The 17,530-nt window shown below is 66.7% G+C and carries 15 protein-coding genes; 11 read left to right on the plus strand and 4 right to left on the minus strand.

All coding sequences use genetic code 11. The features are described 5' to 3' along the window. Positions 1–3: 3 nt before the first annotated feature. Positions 4–1,233: an MFS transporter gene (locus ASE22_RS14495; RefSeq protein ID WP_056360688.1), complete on the plus strand. Its 1,230-nt coding sequence runs from the start codon at positions 4–6 to the stop codon at positions 1,231–1,233. Here ASE22_RS14495 and ASE22_RS14500 read toward each other — a convergent pair. Beyond that, entirely contained in the window at positions 1,230–2,219 is a 990-nt protein-coding gene (locus tag ASE22_RS14500) for a D-2-hydroxyacid dehydrogenase (protein WP_056601503.1), read from the minus strand. The genes ASE22_RS14495 and ASE22_RS14500 overlap by 4 nt on opposite strands. 207 nt (positions 2,220–2,426) lie before the next feature. Between ASE22_RS14500 and ASE22_RS14505 the strand changes: the two genes are divergently transcribed. Then, positions 2,427–3,050, plus strand: coding sequence for a TetR/AcrR family transcriptional regulator (locus tag ASE22_RS14505; protein ID WP_056360693.1), 624 nt, complete (start codon positions 2,427–2,429; stop codon positions 3,048–3,050). Between the two features lie 17 nt (positions 3,051–3,067). Here the strand turns inward: ASE22_RS14505 and ASE22_RS14510 are convergent, their stop codons facing one another. Further along, the gene (locus tag ASE22_RS14510; protein WP_056360696.1) at positions 3,068–4,252 is read right to left on the minus strand and encodes a CaiB/BaiF CoA transferase family protein; all 1,185 of its coding nucleotides are present in this window, start codon (positions 4,250–4,252) and stop codon (positions 3,068–3,070) included. A gap of 292 nt (positions 4,253–4,544) precedes the next feature. On the opposite strand from ASE22_RS14510, the gene ASE22_RS14515 reads away from it, so the two are divergent. The 5 genes from ASE22_RS14515 to ASE22_RS14535 all read left to right on the plus strand — a co-directional run bounded on the left by ASE22_RS14515 (position 4,545) and on the right by ASE22_RS14535 (position 12,393). Next, positions 4,545–6,524, plus strand: a complete 1,980-nt coding sequence (locus ASE22_RS14515; RefSeq protein ID WP_082545481.1) for a flavin-containing monooxygenase — start codon at positions 4,545–4,547, stop codon at positions 6,522–6,524. A gap of 24 nt (positions 6,525–6,548) precedes the next feature. After that, positions 6,549–7,511 carry an alpha/beta hydrolase gene (locus ASE22_RS14520; RefSeq protein ID WP_156397227.1) on the plus strand — a complete coding sequence of 321 codons (963 nt, stop codon included), beginning with the start codon at positions 6,549–6,551 and terminating at the stop codon, positions 7,509–7,511. Further along, on the plus strand, positions 7,508–8,338 hold the full coding sequence (locus ASE22_RS14525) for an SDR family oxidoreductase (protein WP_056360701.1): 831 nt from the start codon (positions 7,508–7,510) through the stop codon (positions 8,336–8,338). The genes ASE22_RS14520 and ASE22_RS14525 overlap by 4 nt, the downstream gene beginning before the upstream one ends. A gap of 163 nt (positions 8,339–8,501) precedes the next feature. Further along, a complete protein-coding gene (locus tag ASE22_RS14530; protein ID WP_056601508.1) occupies positions 8,502–10,691 on the plus strand; it encodes a TonB-dependent receptor in 2,190 nt (729 codons plus the stop codon). A gap of 73 nt (positions 10,692–10,764) precedes the next feature. After that, a complete protein-coding gene (locus tag ASE22_RS14535; protein WP_056360713.1) occupies positions 10,765–12,393 on the plus strand; it encodes a long-chain fatty acid--CoA ligase in 1,629 nt (542 codons plus the stop codon). A 9-nt stretch (positions 12,394–12,402) separates the two neighbouring features. On the opposite strand, the gene ASE22_RS28005 is transcribed toward ASE22_RS14535, so the two are convergent. After that, positions 12,403–12,573, minus strand: coding sequence for a hypothetical protein (locus ASE22_RS28005; protein ID WP_235538163.1), 171 nt, complete (start codon positions 12,571–12,573; stop codon positions 12,403–12,405). Positions 12,574–12,605: 32 nt separating this feature from the next. Further along, on the minus strand, positions 12,606–13,415 hold the full coding sequence (locus tag ASE22_RS14540; RefSeq protein ID WP_235538164.1) for an amidohydrolase family protein: 810 nt from the start codon (positions 13,413–13,415) through the stop codon (positions 12,606–12,608). 115 nt (positions 13,416–13,530) lie between these two features. On the opposite strand from ASE22_RS14540, the gene leuB reads away from it, so the two are divergent. The 4 genes from leuB to ASE22_RS14560 all read left to right on the plus strand — a co-directional run bounded on the left by leuB (position 13,531) and on the right by ASE22_RS14560 (position 17,474). Beyond that, a complete protein-coding gene (gene leuB / locus ASE22_RS14545) occupies positions 13,531–14,628 on the plus strand; it encodes a 3-isopropylmalate dehydrogenase (RefSeq protein ID WP_056360716.1) in 1,098 nt (365 codons plus the stop codon). 2 nt (positions 14,629–14,630) lie between these two features. Further along, a complete protein-coding gene (gene leuC / locus ASE22_RS14550; protein WP_056360720.1) occupies positions 14,631–16,067 on the plus strand; it encodes a 3-isopropylmalate dehydratase large subunit in 1,437 nt (478 codons plus the stop codon). After that, a complete protein-coding gene (gene leuD, locus ASE22_RS14555; RefSeq protein ID WP_056361300.1) occupies positions 16,067–16,657 on the plus strand; it encodes a 3-isopropylmalate dehydratase small subunit in 591 nt (196 codons plus the stop codon). The genes leuC and leuD overlap by 1 nt, the downstream gene beginning before the upstream one ends. Positions 16,658–16,730: 73 nt before the next feature. Further along, positions 16,731–17,474 (plus strand): GntR family transcriptional regulator, encoded by a 744-nt coding sequence (locus ASE22_RS14560; RefSeq protein WP_056360723.1) that lies wholly within the window; start codon positions 16,731–16,733, stop codon positions 17,472–17,474. Positions 17,475–17,530: the final 56 nt, after the last annotated feature.

Here is a 17,530-nt window from a genome sequence, read left to right on the forward strand (position 1 = left end):
GCCGTGCAGGCGACGCCGGGCGATGGCGAATGGCGGGCCGGCTGGCGGCCGTTGCTGGCGAGTACGGTCGGCTTCGGCAGCGGCCTCGGTCTCGTCACCTATCTCTCCAGCCTGTTCATCCTGCCGGTGCAGCGCGAGAGCGGCTGGTCGACCAGCGCGGTCACCATCTCGCCGATCATCAGCCTGCTGGTCGGGCTTTGCTCGCCGTTCGCCGGCATGCTGGTCGATCGCTGGGGCAGCCGGCGGATAAGCCTGATCGGGCTGGCGCTGCTCGGCGCGACCCTGTGCCTGCTCGCGATGGCCCCGCTTCGGCCAATGACGCTCTATGGCGCTGCGGCGGCGATCGGCCTCGTCGGCGCGCTGTCGAGCACGACGCCATTCCTGCGCTGCGTGGCCGGCTGGTTCCCTAGGCGGACCGGCTTCGCGCTGGGCCTCGCGATGAACGGGGTGCCGGTGATGGCCTTCGTCGTGACGCCGCTGGTGAGCTGGATCATCTATGCGCATGGCTGGCGGAGCGGCTATCTGGCGCTGGCGGGGGTGAGCCTGCTGGTCGGCTGGCCGCTGGTCTATGCATTGCTGGCCGACCGCGCCGGATCGGCGCCAGCGGCGCGGCGCGGCGGCGACGCGTCCTTGCGTCCGGCGCTCCGGCAGCCGGCCTTCTGGCTGGTCACGCTGGCGATCGGGCTCGCCTCGATCCCGCTGGGCGGCTTCCTCGCGAGCCTACAGCCGATGCTCGCCAGCAACGGCATCCCGATCCGCGACGCGACGATCCTGGGCATGGTCTATGCGCTGTCGATCATGCTCGGCCGGCTGCTCGGCGGCTATTGCATGGATCGCTTCTGGGATGGCGGGGTGGCGCTGGGCCTGATGCTGCTGTCGGGGGCGGGCGCGCTGATGCTGGCGGGCGGGGTGATGCCGATGCCGCTGTTGGTGGCGGCCGTGCTGCTGGTCGGCATGGGGCAGGGGGCGGAGGCCGACATGATCGGCTATTTCGCGCTGCGCCTGTTCGGCCTCGGCGCCTACAGCACGATCGTCGGCCTGTGGACGATGGTGGCGTCGCTGACCATCGCGCTGGGCGGCATCAGCTTCGCCGGGATCTACGATCATGCCGGCAGCTATGCCGGTGCGTGTTTGCTGGGCGCGGGCTGCTTCCTGCTGTCGGGGCTGCTACTGTTCGGCACCCGGCTGACCTATCGCCAGGATTGCCGCGCTTCGGTGCCGGCCGCGGCCTAATCCCGCGCGCCGACGAGATTGAGCGGGGTCCCATCGACGAGGAAACGGCGGATATTGTCTAGGGCGAAGCGGTCGGCGCGGTTGCCGAGCCCGTCGCCATAGGCCGAGGCATGCGCCGTCATCCAGACGCGCGGATGCGACCAGAGCGGATCGTCGGCGGGAAGCGGCTCCAGCGGTGCGACGTCGAGGATGGCGTGGGCCGGGCGCCCGGCGTCGAGCGCCGCGATGAGCGCATAATGGTCGACCAGGCCGCCGCGACCGACATTGATCAGCACCGCATCAGGCTTCGTCGCCGCCAGCGCCGCCGCGTCGATCATGTGCCGGGTCGCATCGGACAGCGGCAGCGCCAGCACCACCACGTCCGCTCCGGCCAGTTCGTCGCTCAGCCTTTCGGGATGGGCGATGCGGTCGGCGGCGGGATCGGGGGACGGATCGCGCCGCATGCCGACGATCTCCGCCCCGAACGCCTTCGCGCGGATCGCGATGTCGCGGCCGATCGTGCCGAAGCCGACGATCAGCCAACGGGTTCCGTGGATTTCGCGGAAAGGGAGGGCGCGCCAGTCGCGCGCGGCCTGCAGCGCATGGCGCTCGGGCTCGCGCTGGAACAGCGACAGCAACCGGGCCATCACGAACTCGGCGATCCCCAGCGACTGGACGGTCGTCCGGCTCACCGCCACGCCGCGATCGGCCAGTTCACGCAGAAAGGGGGCATCGAACCCCGAACTGGCGCTCTGCACCCAGCGCAGATTGGGCGCGCGGCGAATGGCATCGTGGAAGATGGGGGCGGCGTCGGACAGCCAGGCCCGCGAATCGAGCAGGGCGCCCTCGACCAGCGACAGCAGATCGGTGGCGGTCGCCGTGTCGCAGGAGAGGCGCCCGTCGGCATGGGCCACGACGATGTGCGCCGGCAGCGCCGCGAGCGCGGACGCCATCGCGGTCCAGCTCGCCTCGAAGACCAGAAGGCCGGCCGTTCGATCGGTCGTCACGTCATATCGCTCCTCGGGATGGGGGACGATCCGTGGGGCGGTCGGCGCGCCGCCCGGGCTGCGATCGTTGATAGCTGTCGTGCCACGATAATTGTCAGATGACAATTATTCTATTGCCTTATGGTCGATCTGTGCGAATGGCGTGGATGTGCAGGCGATCGGGAGCGAAGAAAGCACATGAGTCAGGCCGGAACATCGACTTCGCGGGTGAGCAAGCGGGAAGCGCTGGAGGCGGCCCTGCTCGATGCCGCCGAGATGCTGTTCGGCAGCCGCTCGGTCGAGGCGGTCTCGATGCGCGAGATCGCGGTCGCGGCCGGGACCAGCAACCATTTCGCGGTCCAGCATTATTTCAACACCAAGGACGAACTGATCCGCGCGATCTTCCGCCGGCGTGCGGTTTCGATCGAGGGCCAGCGCGCCGAGCGGCTGGACGCGCTCCGCCGGTCGGGGCGCGGCGAGAGTGCGCGGGGCCTGCTCGAAGTGCTGTTCCTGCCGGTGATCGAGGAGCTCGATCACCATGGCAACCGCAGCTATGCGCGCTTCTTGCTTGGGGTGATGTGGGCGCATCCCTATATGCAGTTGCGCGACGAGATGAACGAACTGTTCCCTGTGTCCAACGAGGTCATGGCGCTGATCGTCGAGGCGGTACCGCACCTGACCGAGGAATTGTTCGCCGCCCGCATCTCCGCCAGTGCCACGCTGTTCCTGCAGGCGTCGCTGCACTGGGACCATGGTGGCGGCAGCTGGCAGAGCGCCTATCGCGATTTCGACGAGGCGGTCGCGGACGCGATGTCGATGGCGGTCGCGGCGCTCGAGGCGCCGGTCGGCTGATCGGGCCATCCGCGACGTCAGGCGGGTTCGATTCCGAACTCGGCCAGAACCTCGGCGGTATCGGCGCCCAGGACCGGGGCATGGCGACGGACACTGGCCGGAGTCTCCCCGAAGCGAGCGGGGTGCGCCGACAGGCGATAGGGGCCGATCACCGGATGCTCGCTGTCCTCGATCGTGCCTAGCGCGATGACATAGGGATCACTGGCGACGTCCTCCGGCCCGTTGACCGGCGCGAATACCGCGTCATTGGCTTCGAGCCGCTCGACCCATTCAGCGCGAGAGCGTCCCTGAAAGGCGCCGGAAAGAATGGCGTTCATCTCCTCGACGTTGATCAGCCGGTCCTTGAGGGTCAGGAAGCGGGGATCCTCGATCAGATCGGGCCGTTCGATAGCGGTGCACAGCCCCTTCCACTCGGGCTGGGCGAACATGCCGACGATGATGTGACCGTCGGCCGTCGGGAAGATGTAGCGGACCGACGAGGGGAAGGATCCGCGCTGGACCAGGTCGCCGGTCAGGCTGGCGTCGGCCATCACGTCGGGCCATAGGAAAGCGATGGCGGCATCGAGCATGCTGATCGTCACATGCTGGCCGATACCTTGCCGCTCGCGGGCGAGCAGCGCGGCGGTGACCGCTTGCCACACCGTCATCGCGGCGATTTTGTCGGTGATGATGGTGTTGACCATCGTCGGCTCGCCGGTGCCGCGCGGCGCCTGCATCTTGGCGAAGCCGGCCAGGCCCTGGACGACGATGTCGTAGACGCGCCGCTGGGCGCCGCGGCCTTCGCTGCCGAGCCCGTCGACCGAGACATAGATGATGTCGGGGCGCAGCGCCTTGACCTGTTCATAGCCGATGCCCAGCCGCTCTGCGACGCCGGGGCGGAAATTCTGGACGATCACGTCGCACTGAGCGGCGATCTTCTGCGCGGCGGCCTGGCCCTCGGCGCTCTTCATGTCGAGCACGATCGAGCGTTTGTTGCGGTTGCTGTTGAGGAAGAGGCTGGCCATCCCGTCGATGTCGCGACGGAAATTGCCAGCGACCCTGGTCTGGTCGCCGCCCGCCACTTCGAGCTTGATGACCTCCGCCCCCTGGTCGCCGAGCAGCATCGTCGCCCATGGCACCGAGATATTCGCGCCCAGTTCGAGGATGCGATAGCCGTCGAGCGGGCCTTTCGCCGGACCATTTTCAGGGGTCTTGCCGACCATCCATCTTCTCCCGATATATGCTTGATCAATTGCATACAGCAGATGTTCAGGTCAAGGAGGCGCTCCTGCTGGCTGCCGGTTTTTCGATCATTGGTACGGATTTTCGGGATTTTTCCCACCGATGACGGAAGGCTTGCGCTGTCGCGATAATCAATGCATACATTTTTTAGCCGGCCTGTGCCGCGCCGTCGGACCGGAGAGTCCGGCGTCTGGAGAGCGATGTACGATGATCGATCGATTTCCGCGCGCAGAATCCGGTTTGCATCCAGATTGCCGCTAGAGGGACATCGCCATGCCAACATCTTCCGCCGCCGCGATCGCGCCTGCCCGGGAACCGGCAGGGGGCGTCCGTACCGAGTTGCTGGCGGCCAGCGATGCGCAGATCGACGATGTGGTGCGCTATTCCGATCCGATGTCGCTGCGTGGCCTGATCTACCAGTTGACCGGTGACGAGCAACTGGCGGCGGTCGAGACCGTCAAGAACCGCGTCTTCCTGGCCGAGGCCTGGAATGTCGCGACCGAGGAAGGCGTCGCGCTGATCCAGCGCAAGGCCGCCGACTTCCTGAAGGCCTATCGCGATGCGGGCGCCGGGCCGATCGGTCCGGGCCCGGCCGATCGGTTGCCGCGCAGCCTGCATCTGGCGGCGGGCGATCCGATCCCGGCAGACGAGCTTGGCATGTGGATCGAGGAAACCGCGATCGATCGCTGGGCGCGGGGCCTGAACTGGCCCGCGCAGCCGACCGCCGAGCAGCTTGCCGGCTTCTCGGTCATCGTCATCGGCGCGGGGATGGGCGGGCTCAACGCCGCTGTGCAGCTCAAACATGCCGGTATCGACTATATGGTGCTGGAGAAGAATCCCGAGGTCGGCGGCACCTGGTTCGAGAACCGCTATCCCGGCGCGCGGGTCGACACGCCGAGCCGCGCCTATACCCATATCTTCGGCGCCGATTTCGTCTTTGACCATCCCTTCTCGCCGCAGGAGGACAATGAACGCTACTTCAACTGGGTGGCCGATCATTTCGGGGTGCGCGGGGACATCCGCTTCAACACCGAAGTCTCATCGATGCGCTGGGACGAGGCCGCGAAGCTGTGGCGGATCGTCGCGCGCGATGCAGAGGGCGAGAAGCATTACACCGCAAATGCGATCATTTGCGCGACCGGGCTGCTGGCGCGACCCAACCTGCCCGACCTGCCCGGCATGGGGGATTTCGCAGGGCCGTCCTTCCACACCGCGCGCTGGCCCGCTGACCTCGACGTGTCGGACAAGCGGGTGGCGGTCATCGGCACCGGAGCGACCGGCTATCAGATGGTCCCCGAGCTGGCGAAGATCGCCAAGCATGTCGTGCTGTTCCAGCGCAAGCCGCAATGGCTGTTCCCGGTTCCGGGCTATCTGAGCGCCTTGCCCGACCAGGTGACCTGGCTCGACCGGAACCTGCCCTATCACATTAATTTCCTGCGCTTCCGTACCAACTGGCTGACCGGCGAGCATGTCTATGGCGACGTGTTCACCCTCGATCCCGACTGGAAGCATGATCTGTCGCGCAGCGCGCTGAACCACGAAATCCGCGAGGGCCGGCTTGCCTATATCCGCGAAAAATTCGCCGGCCGGCCCGACCTGATCGAGAAGATGATCCCGCCGCATCCGCCCTTTTCGGCGCGGCCGATCCTCGTCGATGCCGACTATAACATCTATGACGCGCTGCTCCGCGACGATGTCGACCTGGTGTCCGCCGGGGTCGACCGGATCACCGCAGACGGTGTCGTTGCCGGCGGCGAAACCCATCCGGTCGACGTCGTAGTCTATGCGACCGGCTTCAAGGCCAACGACCTGTTGTGGCCGATGGAGATCGTCGGCCGCGACGGGCTGACCGTCGAGCAGTTCTGGGACACGGACGGTTGCCGCGCCCACATCGCCGGCAGCATGATGCCAGGCTTCCCGAACTTCTTCATCCTCTACGGCCCCAACACCAACCCGGCGCATGGCGGCGGCATCGTCAACCATGAGGAGATGGTCACCCGCTTCGCGATGGAGGCGATGGCGCATATGATCCTGAGTGGTGACAGGGTCGTCGACGTCAGACGCGACGCCTTCGACCGCTACAATGCGCATCTCGACAAGCGCGAGGTGCTGAAGATCTACACCGACAGCCGCGCGCAGAATTTCTTCATGAACAAGCATGCGCGATCGTCGGTAATGTGCCCGCTGGGCCCGTCGGAAATGTGGCGGATGTTCCGCGACGATGGACCGAACGACATCGTCTTCGGCCGCTGATCCGTTTCGCCAGGAGAGCCTCTCATGTCTGTATTGGACCGGATCGATCCGGAATATCTGCCCATCGTGAAGATGGTCCCGATCATCGACCTCGAGGATGTCGCCCAGGCGCGCGCCGCGCTGAAGGCGGTGTTCGAGGCCGCGGGCACGGCGCCGGCCGATCCCCGCGTGGCGAGCGCCGATCATCATGTCCCGGGCTGGGAAGGCGCGCCCGACGTGCTGGTGCGGACGTTCCGTCCCGTCGATGCGGTCGGCGACCTGCCGGCGCTGCTGTGGATCCAGGGTGGCGGCTATGTGCTGGGCGCGGCGGATCTCGATGATGCGTTGTGCGGGCAACTGGCGATCGAGCAGCAATGCCTGGTTGCGTCGGTCGCCTATCGCCGGGCGCCCGAGGCGCCGTTCCCGGCCGCGAGCGACGATTGTTACGCTGCGGCGCGCTGGCTGTTCGCGCAGGCCGGGGCGCTGCATGTCGATGTGTCGCGCATCGTCGTGGGCGGCGCGAGCGCAGGGGGCGGGGCGGCGGCCGCGCTGGCACTGCGCGCGCGGGACAGCGGCGATTTCGCCTTCGTCCACCAGTTGCTGGTCTACCCGATGGTCGACGATCGCAACGACAGCGAGTCCGCGCGGCGGATCACCGATCCGGAATTGTGGTCGCGCAAGAATAACGGGCTCGCGTGGAAGGCCTATCTGGGCAGTGCTTATGGCACCGACGACGTGTCGCCTTATGCCGCACCGAGCCGTGCGACCGATCTGGGCCGGCTGCCTCCGGCGACGATCTTCGTCGGAGAGCTCGACGTCTTCCTTGACGAGAGCATCGACTATGCCCGCCGCCTGATCGCGGCCGGGGTGGCGACCGAGCTGCACCTTTATCCGGCCGTCCACCATGGCTTCGACGTCCACAAGGCCGACGCGGTCACCTCGCAGCGGTTCATCGCCGATCGCCGTCATGCGTTGAGCCGGGCCTTCGCCACGGAGGCCGCGCGATGATCGTCGCGGCATCCCAGTCGATCGCCCTGATCACCGGCGCGGCCACCGGTATCGGCGAGGCCGCGGCGCGCGCGCTGGCGGCCCGCAACATGGTGGTGGTGGGGACCGACGTCGACGTCGTCCGTGGCGAGAAGCTGTTCGCCGCGCTCGGTGCGCCGCACCTGTTCCTGCCGCTCGACGTCCGCGATCCGGCGGCTTGGGCCCGCACGGTCAGGGAGATCGTCAACCGCTTCGGCCGGCTCGATTTCGTCCATCTCAACGCTGGGGTGATGAGCCGCCCGAAGGGCGCGCCGCTGATGGACGATCCGCTGACCTGGTTCACCGCCGAAGGCTATGCCAAGGTCATGGACGTTAATCTCGGCGGCGTGGCGCATGGCATCAAGGCCGCGCTCGAGGCGCCGGGCCTGTCGCGCATCCTGATCACCGCATCGGGGGCGGCGATCCTGCCGCTCGACCTCGATCCCTATTACACCGCGTCCAAATATGGTGTGCTGGGGATGGGGCTGGCGCTCGCACCGACCCTGGAGAAGCGCGGCGTGCGGCTGGACGTCCTATGTCCCGGGGCGATCGGCACCGACCTGACCGCGCCCGATATTCGCGCCGCCATCCATCAGGAGCCCGCGGGCTTCATCGGAGAGGCGGTCGCCACCCTCGCGACGACCGACGAGCCGGGGCCGGTGTGGCTCGCCTTCACCGAGGCCGAGGGCCTGAAGCGGTACGACGTTCCGGCGCTGCCGGGGCTTTCAGGGGCGCTAGACGTGACCGATCAGGCAAATGCACACAATGATCGTAATGTCGTCCCGGCACCTCGATCCTCTGTCAATTGAAAAGCTCGATTATTCGGTAGATTTGTGGGTGTTCCGTATGGCGCCGCGATAACCGGCAGCTCCCTTCAAAAATGGATTGCCTACAATCCTATTATTGCATACATGTTGGGGCGTTAAGAAAAACCGCCAGGAGGCGGTGCGAGACGCCGGGGAGAGGAAGACGATGAAGCGCAACACGACGGCTCATTGGATGGCGGGCGTTGCCGCGATCCTGGCCTATGCCATGCCGGCCCACGCTCAGGACGCGGATGCCGCTCCGGCGGAGCAGCAGGACGGGGGCATCACCGACATCGTCGTGACGGCCAACCGCCGCGCCGAGCGGCTGCAGGATGTGCCGATCGCCGTCGCCGCTTATGGTTCGCAGGAGCTGAAGGCTTCGGGCGCCAACACCGTCCAGGATCTGGGCAACCTGACCCCGGGCCTGACCATCGCCAACCAGTCGGCGGGCATCACCCCCTTCATCCGCGGCATTGGCGCGGTCGACAACACGCTGGGGCAGGAGGGCGCGGTCGCGGTCTATGTCGACGGCGTCTACATTCCGTCGGCCTATGCCTCGCTCTTCTCGTTCAACAATATCGAGCGGGTCGAAGTGCTGAAGGGGCCGCAGGGCACGCTGTTCGGCCGCAACGCGACTGGCGGCCTGATCCACGTCATCACGCGCGACCCCGGCCAGACCACCGCGTTCGAGGGCAGTCTTTCCTACGGCAATTATGACACGGTGAAGGCGCAGGCCTATGGCGCGGCGCCGCTGTCGGATACGCTGTCGCTGAGCGTGGCGGGCATCTTTTCGCACCAGGGCAATGGCTTCGGCCGCAACACGACGCTCAACCGCGACGTCGGCTTCGCCGGCAATGATCGCGCGGGACGGAGCAAGCTCGTCTGGAAGCCCACCGATGACACGACGATCAAGTTCGCGGCAGACTATGCGGTCACCAAGCATTCGGACCAAGGTTCGGCCAAGACCTATCTGCCCGGCTCGATCTCGAGCGTCGACGGGCTCAGCGGGGCCGGCGGCTGGTGGGACGTGCGCGGTGGTGCGATCGAGGGCATCCAGACCAAGCAGGGTGGCGCCTCGCTCCATGTCGACCATGATTTCGGCGGAATCAGCCTGGTCAGCATCAGTTCGTGGCGCAAGTCGAAGGTCGTCCAGTCGTTCGACAATGACGCGACGCCCGCGGTCGTGCTCGATGCATATATCGATTCCCAGCGCACCCGGACCTACAGCCAGGAACTCCAGCTGCTGTCCGATCCGAGCGCCAATCTGAAGTGGATCGTCGGCGCCTTCTTCCTCGATGATCGCTCGTCCTTCGCGGCACCCAACGGTCTCGGCCTGTTCGGCAGCGGGGTCGGAACCGCGGTGCTGATCCAGAACACGATCAAGACGCGTTCCTATTCGGCCTTCGGTGAACTGACCGTCCCGCTGGGCGAAAGCACCGAGATCACCGGCGGCATCCGCTACACCAGCGACAAGCGGACGATCTTCGGCAAGACCGATGTTCTCACCGCCTCGGTACCGGGTGCGCCGCTGCTGGTCAGCGTGCCTTCGCCGGAACAGAGCAGCCGCGAGAAGAAGCCGACCTGGCGCTTGGTCGTGAACCACGACTTCGCCCCCGACGTCATGGGCTATGTCTCCTACAATCGCGGCTTCAAGAGCGGCAATTTCAACGCCGTCACCGCGACCGACGCGCCGTTCAAGTCCGAGACGGTCGACGCCTACGAGGTTGGCCTGAAGAGCAAGCTGTTCGACAACCGCCTGCGGTTCAACGCTGCCGGCTTCTACTACAAATATAACAACCTGCAGCTTTCGGTGCTGCAGGGCTTCAACCTGGCGACGATCAACGCGGCCAATTCGCGCATCTACGGTCTCGACCTCGACGGCGAATTCGCCTTCAATCGCGATTTCCGGATCCGGTTCGGCGCGGCCTATCTGAACACCAAGTTCGAGGATTTCCCCAACGCCCAATGTTCAAGCCGCAGCGCCGTCGGTCTGACCACCCAGTTCGTCTGCGACGCCTCGGGCAACCGGCTGACCCGCTCGCCGAAGACGACCTTCACGATTTCGCCGTCCTATGGTTTCGACACCGATGTCGGCCGGATCGATCTGTCGGCGACCTACGCCTATAATAGCGGCTTCTTCTGGGAACCCGACAACCGCCTCAAGCAGCCCTCCTATTCGCTGCTCAGCGGCCAGATCGGCTGGACCGACAGCAGCGGCCGCTATGGGGTCAGGGCGTTCGGCAAGAACCTGACCAACGAGAAATATGCGCTGTGGATGGTGGCCTTCGCCTTCGGTGACGAATATGCCGCAGCCCCGCCGCGGACCTATGGCGTGGAGCTGAGCGTCAAGTTCTGACGCCGCCCCAGGCCAATTCGCGCCCGCGACGCTCAGCCGGCGTCGCGGGCGCCCCCTTGTTCGGAGGAGCGCGATGACCGGCCGCCAGCAGGAAGCAAACGGGCTCCCCGGCCAGATGCAGCAATGGGGGCTGACCCTCGACAAGCTGATCGTGCAGGCGGCGCGCTGGCACGGGAAACGCGCGATCGTCTGGCGCCAGGCCGACGGATCAATCGGGCGGTCGGACTATGCCGCGCTGGAGCGGGACGCCCGGCGCCTGTCGTCGGCGCTGCTCGCCGCCGGCATCCGGCCCGGCGATCGCATCGCGACCCTGGCCTCCAACAATTTCGACCATCTCGCGCTTTGGTATGGCGCGATGGGCGTCGGCATCGTCTGCCACACGCTCAACCCGCGGCTGCACGCCGACCAACTAGTGTTCATCGCCAACCATGCCGAAGATCGGCTGCTGTTCGCCGATGTGGGCCAGGTGGCGCTCGTCGAGCAGATATTGCCGCGCTGCCCGACCATCGAGGCGGTGCATCTGATCAACGGGCCGGCCGAGGGCGTGGCCTTTCCCGGCTTGTCCGCCTTCGTCGGCGACGCGTCGGCCGAGGTCGTCTGGGGCGGCTTCGCCGAGGATATGGCGGCGGGGCTCTGCTACACGTCGGGGACGACGGGCAATCCCAAGGGGGTGCTCTACTCGCACCGTTCCAACTATATGCTGGCGATGAACACGAGCCTGCCCGACGCCTTCGCGCTGTCGAGCCGCGACGTGATCATGCCGGTGGTGCCGATGTACCATGCCAACACCTGGGGGCTCGCCTTTAGCGCGGTGATGGTCGGGGCGAAGCTGGTGCTGCCGGGGCCGCTGCTCGACGGCGCGGCGCTGCACGAACTGATCGAGGGCGAAGGGGTGACCTTCTCCGCCGGGGTGCCGACGGTGTGGCAATCCTATGTCGACCATCTGGCGGCGATCGGCGTCGATCGGTCGGGGCTGAAGCGGGTGGTGATCGGCGGGGCGGCCTGTCCGGTCGCGCTAATGGAGGCGCTTGAGGCGCTGGGGATCCATGTGATCCACGCCTGGGGCATGACCGAATTGTCGCCGGTCGGGCTGGCGGCGACACCGACCCCCGACAGCCTGGCGCTGCCTGTGGCCGAGCAGCGGCAACTCGCCGCCAAGCAGGGGCATCCGGTTGGTATCGATGCGATGATCGTCGATGACGCGCTGGCGCCACTGCCGCATAATGGCGAGAGCGCCGGGCGGCTGATGGTGCGCGGGCCTGCAGTCATCGATCGCTATTATGGCATCGCGGACAGCGCTCTCGAGCGGGGCGGCTGGTTCGACACCGGCGATATCGCGACGATCGATCCGCAGGGATTCGTGCGGATCACCGACCGGTCGAAGGACATCATCAAGTCGGGCGGCGAGTGGATCAGTTCGGTCGATATCGAGAATATGGTGATGGCGCACGCCAATGTGGCGCAGGCCGCGGTCGTCGCGATCGCCCATCCCAAATGGGGCGAGCGGCCCAAGCTCTATGTCCAGGAGCGCCGCCCCGGCGAAAGCGCGCCCGCCGATTTCATCGCCTTTCTCAACGGGCGGATCGCGCGGTGGTGGATGCCCGACGAGGTCGAGATCATCGACGCGATCCCGATCGGATCGACCGGCAAGATCGACAAGAAGGCGCTGCGGGCGCTGGCCGCCTCCGGCGAGGCGGCCTGATCCCGGCAATCAGTCCTGCGCGACGAGCGCCGGATCGATCCGGTAGATCTCCATTGCGGTGCCCTTGAACAGCCGGGCGCGCTCGTCGGCGGTGAAGCCGGCGCTGATCCGCTTAAAGACGTTCCAGATCACCGTGAACGAGGCGTTGTGCGAGTCGACCGGCACATTGCTTTCGAACATGCAGCGGGCAGGGCCGAACAGGTCGATCCCGGTCAGCAGATAGTCGCGCTGCGCCGCCGCGAGGTCGGCCGAACCGAGCGGAGCGCCACGGCCGGCCGCGTCGACGCCCGCCGGCCGCCGACCTTGACCGACACGTTCGGGCAGGTGGCGAGGGTGGCCATGTCGGCCTTCCACGCGGCGAAGGAGGCCTTGGGATCGGCGGCGAAGCGGCCGATCGTCAGTGGTCCGCCGAGATGGTTGAGGATGATGCGCGCGTCGGGGAAGGCGCGCGCGAGGTCGACCAGCTCGGGCAATTGCGATTGCAGCAGCCAGGCCTCGAAGCTCAGGTCGCGCCGGACCAGTTCGGCGAAGCCGGCGCGGAAATCGTCGCGCAGCATCAGTCCCGCGCCATTGTGATGGCTGTGGGGTACGTCGGGATCATAGGCGACCATGTGGCGGATGCCGCGAAACCGGCGGGTCGCGGCGGCATGGGCGTCGAGCACCTCGCCGACGGCGGCGCCCAGCCGCAGGTCGGCGCTGGGAACGATCGCCGCGCAGATGCCGACTTCGGTGCCGCCCCGGGCGAGTGCCGCTTCGGCGATGCGCGCGGCATAGTCGGTTTCGCCGACGACGCGGAGCTGCTCTGGCCCGTCGGTCCGGTAGCTGGTGTGGGAATCGACGAACACCGTGCCGACGATGCGGTGGCCCGACTGCGTCTTGTCTGCGAGAAGATCGCCATCGTCATAGGGATCGAAGGGCGGGAAGGGCTGGTTTTCCCAGACATGGTGGTGCGCGTCGACGATCGCGATATCGGGTTCCAACGCGGTTTCGACGATCTGGTCACGCCATGCTTTGCGGGACATGATTTCACCCTCTCCCATTATGATTGCATACATGTTGTCTGGATGCAGCCAATTTGATACGGCAAACTGGAAGGATAAATCCAGATTGTCCACATTTTGTTGGGAGGGGGGCGTCATGACCAAGACATTACTGCTGTTGCCGGGGGATGGGATCGGGCCCGAGGTGACCGAGCAGAGCCGCCGCATCGCCCAGGCGATCGCCGATAGCGGCGCGATCGCCCTGACGATCGACAGCGGCGATTTCGGCGGCATGGCGTTCGACCGGCATGGCGCTCCCTTGCCCGACGATGTGCTGGCCCGGGCGTTGGCCGCCGATGCCGTGCTGATGGGTGCGGTGGGCGGCCCGCAATGGAAGGATTGCAGCTATGACGTGCGGCCCGAGGCGGGGCTGCTGCGGCTGCGGGCCGAGATGAACGCTTATGCCAATCTGCGCCCGGCTTATTGCTTCGCGCCACTGGCGAGCGCGTCGACGCTGAAGAGCGAGCATGTCGCGGGACTCGACATGCTGTTCGTGCGCGAACTGACGGGTGGCGTGTATTTCGGCGCGCCGCGTGGGATCGAGACGCTCGACAATGGCGAGCGGCGTGGGATCAACACGCATGTCTATACCAGCGCCGAAATCCGCAGAGTCGCCGAGATCGCCTTCCAGATCGCCCGAACCCGCCGCAACCAGGTCTGCTCGGTCGAGAAGGGCAATGTGATGGAGGCCGGGCTGTTGTGGCGCGAGGAGGTAGCCGCGCTCCACGCCGAGAAATATGCCGATGTGGAGCTGAGCCACATGCTCGCCGACAATTGCGCGATGCAGCTGGTCAAGAATCCGCGCCAGTTCGACGTCATCCTGACCGATAATCTGTTCGGCGACATATTGTCCGACACGGCGGCGATGCTGACGGGATCGATCGGGATGCTGCCATCGGCGGCGATCGGCGATCCGGGAGCACCTGGCTTGTACGAGCCGATCCATGGATCGGCGCCCGACATTGCCGGGCGCGGCGTGGCCAACCCCTGCGCGAGCATATTGAGCCTGGCGATGGCGTTCCGTCACAGCCTGGGCGTGCCCGAGATCGCCGACCGGATCGACGCAGCGGTAGCGAGCGCGCTCGATGCCGGCGTGCGGACTCCCGACCTGGGCGGCACCGCCAACGCGGCGGGGATGGGCGATGCGGTGCTCGCCGCGCTGGCGCTGCCCGTGGGCGATCCGGTGGGGGCTTGACCATGGCCGGGCCCCGCACGCTGTACGAGAAGATATGGGACGATCATGTCGTCCACCGCCGCGACGACGGCACCTGCCTTCTCTACATCGACCGTCACATCATCCATGAGGTGACGAGCGCGCAGGCGTTCGATGGGCTGCGCGCGGCGGGGCGCAAGGTCCGCCGGCCCGACCTGACCCTGGCGGTGCCCGATCATAATCTGCCGACGACGGCGCGGGTCGATGCCGCCGGCGCGCGCCTGCCGATCGAGGACCCCGAATCCGCGGCCCAGCTCGCCGCGCTGGAGCGCAACGCTCCGGCCTTCGGCATCCGCTATATCGACGCGGTCGCGCCCGAGCAGGGCATTGTCCATGTCGTCGGCCCCGAGCAGGGCTTCTCGCTGCCGGGCACGACGCTGGTCTGCGGGGACAGCCACACATCGGCGCATGGCGGCCTCGGCGCGCTCGCCTTCGGCATCGGCACGTCCGAGGTCGAGCATGTGCTGGCGACCCAGACGCTGCAGCTCAAGCCGTCGCGGACGATGGAGGTGCGGATCGACGGGGGTCTGGGCTTCGGCGTCACCCCCAAGGACATCGTCCTCGCGTTGATCGGCCGGATCGGCGCCGGGGCCGGCGCAGGCCATGTCATCGAATATACCGGCGAGGCGGCGCGGGCGATGTCCATCGAGGGACGGCTGACGGTTGCCAACATGTCGATCGAGGCGGGCGCGCGGGCGGGGCTGTTCGCACCCGACGAGAAGACCTTCGCTTATGTGAAGGGCCGGCCGCTTGCGCCGCGTGGGATCGACTGGGACGAGGCGCTGGCGCAGTGGCGCACGCTGTCGACCGATCCGGGCGCCGCCTATCACAAGCGGGTGGCGATCGCCGCCGACGCGATCGCGCCGACGGTGAGCTGGGGCACCAGCCTCGACGATGTCGGGGCGATCACCGGGATTGTCCCCGATCCCGACAGCTTCGACGAGAGTGCTCGGCGCGACACCGCGCGCAAGGCACTGGCCTATATGGGGCTGGCGCCGGGGATGCGGCTGCAGGACATCGCGGTCGAGCATATCTTCATCGGCAGCTGCACCAACAGCCGGATCGAGGACCTCCGCGGCGCGGCGGCGGTGCTGCACGGTCGGCGGCTGGCGCCCGGCATCAAGCGCGCGCTGGTCGTGCCGGGGTCGGGGCTGGTCAAGCGGCAGGCCGAGCAGGAGGGGATCGACCGCATCTTCATCGAGGCGGGCTTCGAATGGCGCGAGCCCGGCTGCTCGATGTGCCTGGCGATGAACCCCGACAAGGTACCGGCCGGCGAACGGTGCGCATCGACCAGCAACCGCAACTTCATGGGCCGGCAGGGGCCGGGATCGCGCACGCATCTGATGTCACCGGCGATGGCGGCAGCGGCGGCCGTGACCGGGCGCCTCACCGACGTCCGCGACCTGATGGGAGCACAATGATGCAGCCGGTCGACCAGATCCACGGGCGGGCCTATCCGCTCGGCCGCGACAATATCGACACCGACATCATCCTGCCGGGCCGCTTCCTGAAGACGATCACCCGGGCCGGGCTGGGCGGCGTGGCGTTCGAGGTGATTCGGGCTGAGCCGGGCAACGCACTCGACGATCCCGCTTATGCCGGTGCCCCGATCCTGATCGCGGGCGAGAATTTCGGCTGCGGATCGAGCCGCGAACATGCGGTGTGGGCGATGATGGATATGGGGATCAGGGCGGTCGTCGCCCGGGGCTTCTCCGACATCTTCGCGGGCAACGCGTTCAAGAATGGGCTGCTCACCGTCGTCCTCGATCCGGATGCCGTCGACCATGTTCTGGAACAGGCGCGCGCTGGGGCGATCGATATCCAACTGGGCGACCAGCGGGTGATCCTGCCCGATGGCACGAGCTTCGCCTTCGCGATCGATCCCTTCCGCAAGCATTGCCTGTTGAACGGTCTCGACGAGATCGGCCTGAGCCTCGATCTCGAAGACCAGATCGCTGCGTTCGAGCGACAAATGGCGGAAAACCGCAAATGGCTGTTGGTTCCCGCATGAAAGGACGGCGCAAGGCTCCGAAACCGCTTGAAAAAGGGTGGCGCCCCGCACAGCGTTCCGCCAATATCGCTCAATGTCGAAGGCCATAACCATGGAACAGACCGGCCTCGTCCGTCAGCAGATCGTCGTCGACCGCTTGCGTGAGCTGATCATGAGCGGCGAACTCGCCGGGGGCGACCGGCTGCTCGAGATCGCGCTCAGCGAAAAGCTCCAGGTGTCGCGCACCCCGATCCGCGAGGCGCTGATCATTCTGTCCGAGGACGGGCTCGTCGAATATCGGCCCAATCGCGGTTATGTCGTGCGGACCTTCACCCTCGATTATATCATGGATGCCTACATCATCCGCGAAACCCTGGAAGGCGTCGCCTGCAGGCTGGCGGCGGAGAAGGGCATCAGCGAGGAAAGCTATCGCAAGATGGAGGCGGTGCTCGGCGAGGCCGACCGCATCCTGAACGAGGTCGGCCTGAAGGACGAGGCGCGCGCGCCGCTGCGCGAGATCAACGACCAGTTCCACCGCTTCATCGTCGAGGCGGCCGACAATGCCGTGCTCGGTCAGGCGCTGAGCAGCGCGACCAACATCCCCTATTCGTCGAGCCGGGTGGCGCACTGGTATAGCCAGGACGATCCCGAAGGGTTGTTCCAGCTCCGCTCGCTCCACGCGCAGCATCACGCGATCCTGGTGGCGATCCGCGCGGGCGAGGGCTATCGCGCCGAAACGCTGATGCGCGGCCATATCGCCGGCTCCGCCGAGGGCATCCGCCGCCGGCTGGAGGAGCGCGCGGCCGAGGTGGACGCCGCGTCGGCGGCGAACGGCTGAGCCTTCCTCGACCTATGATCGGTAGCCTTTGAGGGCGGCGGATGGTGTCATCCGTC

Source organism: Sphingomonas sp. Root720 (assembly GCF_001428605.1).
Lineage (GTDB): Bacteria > Pseudomonadota > Alphaproteobacteria > Sphingomonadales > Sphingomonadaceae > Rhizorhabdus.

Bases quoted from the DNA above. Each gene is read 5' to 3' on its own strand.
- ASE22_RS28005 (WP_235538163.1), bottom strand. From the start codon at position 12,573: ATGTTCGAAAGCAATGTGCCGGTCGACTCGCACAACGCCTCGTTCACG.
- ASE22_RS14535 (WP_056360713.1), top strand. From the start codon at position 10,765: ATGACCGGCCGCCAGCAGGAAGCAAACGGGCTCCCCGGCCAGATGCAG.
- ASE22_RS14530 (WP_056601508.1), top strand. From the start codon at position 8,502: ATGAAGCGCAACACGACGGCTCATTGGATGGCGGGCGTTGCCGCGATC.
- leuD (WP_056361300.1), top strand. From the start codon at position 16,067: ATGCAGCCGGTCGACCAGATCCACGGGCGGGCCTATCCGCTCGGCCGC.
- ASE22_RS14515 (WP_082545481.1), top strand. From the start codon at position 4,545: ATGCCAACATCTTCCGCCGCCGCGATCGCGCCTGCCCGGGAACCGGCA.
- ASE22_RS14525 (WP_056360701.1), top strand. From the start codon at position 7,508: ATGATCGTCGCGGCATCCCAGTCGATCGCCCTGATCACCGGCGCGGCC.
- ASE22_RS14510 (WP_056360696.1), bottom strand. From the start codon at position 4,252: ATGGTCGGCAAGACCCCTGAAAATGGTCCGGCGAAAGGCCCGCTCGAC.
- ASE22_RS14520 (WP_156397227.1), top strand. From the start codon at position 6,549: ATGTCTGTATTGGACCGGATCGATCCGGAATATCTGCCCATCGTGAAG.
- leuB (WP_056360716.1), top strand. From the start codon at position 13,531: ATGACCAAGACATTACTGCTGTTGCCGGGGGATGGGATCGGGCCCGAG.
- ASE22_RS14560 (WP_056360723.1), top strand. From the start codon at position 16,731: ATGTCGAAGGCCATAACCATGGAACAGACCGGCCTCGTCCGTCAGCAG.
- leuC (WP_056360720.1), top strand. From the start codon at position 14,631: ATGGCCGGGCCCCGCACGCTGTACGAGAAGATATGGGACGATCATGTC.
- ASE22_RS14540 (WP_235538164.1), bottom strand. From the start codon at position 13,415: ATGTCCCGCAAAGCATGGCGTGACCAGATCGTCGAAACCGCGTTGGAA.